At 63.2% G+C, this 304-nt stretch carries 1 pseudogene (only partly in view); it reads left to right on the top strand.

What is annotated here, in order from left to right:
- Positions 1 to 304: pseudogene (locus GEV06_28840) on the top strand (DNA translocase FtsK); it begins 382 nt to the left of the window's first position.

Below are 304 nucleotides of genomic sequence, written 5' to 3' on the forward strand. Positions count from 1 at the left end.
GTCAGCGTCGAAGCTCACGCTGGCACTTGGTAAGTCGATTCACGGCGAGCCATCCGTCGCGGATCTTGCCACCATGCCGCATTTGCTCATCGCGGGATCGACCGGCACCGGCAAGTCCGTCGGTCTCAACGGGATGATCACCAGCATCCTGTACCGGGCCACTCCGGACGAGGTGCGGTTCATCATGATCGACCCGAAGCGGCTCGAGTTGGGCATGTATGAAGACATCCCGCACCTGCTCACACCGGTCGTGGTCGATCCGAAGCTCGCCGCCAACGCACTGCGCTGGGCGGTCCGCGAGATG

It is taken from the genome of Luteitalea sp. (assembly GCA_009377605.1).
Lineage (GTDB): Bacteria > Acidobacteriota > Vicinamibacteria > Vicinamibacterales > Vicinamibacteraceae > WHTT01.